Genomic DNA, 1592 nt, shown 5'->3' with positions numbered 1-1592 from the left:
GTCAAGCCGCCGCTGCTTGGACCTCCGCTGGGGCTTGTGGGAAAGCGATCGTTTCGTTGTAGGTGTGACCGGTCTGGAGGCAGTGGAACAGCATGCTCATGAAGCGGTTGAAGAGGTTGCGCTGTGCTGCGACGTGGTGGTCGCCGGCTGCTCGTCGGCGGTCGTAGTGGGCTCTTGCGCCGGTTGACCTGGTGAGAGAGTTGAAGGCCCAGACGTAGCCGACAGCGGCCAGTCTCTGGTTCTTGACCTTCCGGCTCATGACCTTGCAGCTCTTGCCGCTGGCTCTGGTGACCGGGGCGCTTCCCGCGTAGGCCTTGAGGGACCCGGCGGTGGCGAAGCGGGTCCGGTCGTCGCCGATCTCCGCCAGGACCCGGGCGCCGGTCAGTGCGGCGAGGCCCGGAAAGCTGCGGATGACCGGCGCGTCCGGATGCTCCTCGAAGGCCTGTGTTGCGGCTTCTTCGAGCTGGTCGGCGTTGTCGCAGGCGGTGTTCAGTTGCCTGAGTAGTGCGGAAGTCTGATGTCCGAGAGCCGCTTCGACCTGCGGAAGCTGGTGAAGGTAGTCGCGTTGGAAGACCTCGTGGATCCGTTCGGCTTCGGCCTGGATGCCGCGGATGCGGCCGGCTTGCTTGAGCAGAGACTGCAGACGCCGCCGTGTCAGCTTCGCAGCCGATGCTGGGGTCGGTGCCGCGGCCAGGATGCTGCGGGCTTCCCTTGAGCACAGGCCGTGCTTGTGCTGGGCGAAGGCGGTGAGGATCGCCGGATAGAACTCTCTGAGCTGGAAGCGGAGCTTGTTATGGGCCTGGCCGCGGGCCCAGACGGCGTCCTGCTGGGCCCGGGCGAGCACGGTGATGGCCTGGACGAGCTCGGAGTCCGCTGGCAGCGGGCGGTGGGCGGCCATGTCGGTCCGCAGGATGTTGGCCAATGCCGCGGCGTCGACGGCGTCCGACTTCTTGCGGGCGACGGAGTGGCGGTCGCGGTAGCGGGCGACCGCCAGCGGATTGATCGCGAAGACCGGACGGCCGGTGGCCCGCAGGCAGGCGACAAGCAGTCCGCGTGATGTCTCGATCGCCACCGGAACGGGTGTGTCCTCGCTGTCACCGTGCTCGGCCAGCAGAGCCATGAGCTCAGCAAAGCCTGCGGCATCGTCACTGATCCGCACCTTGGCGAGCTGCTGTCCACCCGCATCGACCAGTGCGATGTCGTGGTGCTCTTCGGCCCAGTCCACTCCGCAGAACACTGGCGCCGGTAACCCGGTGATGTCCATCCGATCCTCCGTCGTGACGACTCTCTTGCCAGGTCAGAGCCTGTGCAGGGTGCGCGTGCTCCCTAATGGAAGTGCTCAAGGCACGTCATCCCACCAGCCGTTCGCAACCCCAGCGAGTCACACGGCCCTCGGTCCGCGTCAGAGCTGAAAGCTCAAGGCAGAGCTGAGAGGTGATCCGCGCAACCGGCTCGGACTACGAACAGCCAACCGGCCGAGAACCGCAGGCGGACCGTCCCGCAGGAACGGCATCCTTTCGGTGCCCTGGCAGCACGAACCGCACCTGATTCCGCACACTTCTGACCAGACTGCTGGGCGCGAGCCGGCCTCG

The 1592-nt window shown here is 66.6% G+C and carries 1 protein-coding gene; it reads right to left on the bottom strand.

What is annotated here, in order from left to right:
- Position 1 precedes the first annotated feature (1 nt).
- The gene (locus ACZ4QV_RS42455; RefSeq protein ID WP_467764568.1) at positions 2-1264 is read right to left on the bottom strand and encodes an IS110 family RNA-guided transposase; all 1263 of its coding nucleotides are present in this window, start codon (positions 1262-1264) and stop codon (positions 2-4) included.
- Positions 1265-1592: the final 328 nt, after the last annotated feature.

The sequence above is a fragment of the Streptomyces sp. NPDC026394 genome (genome assembly GCF_055567735.1).
This window is presented reverse-complemented; position numbering and strand designations above follow the sequence as displayed.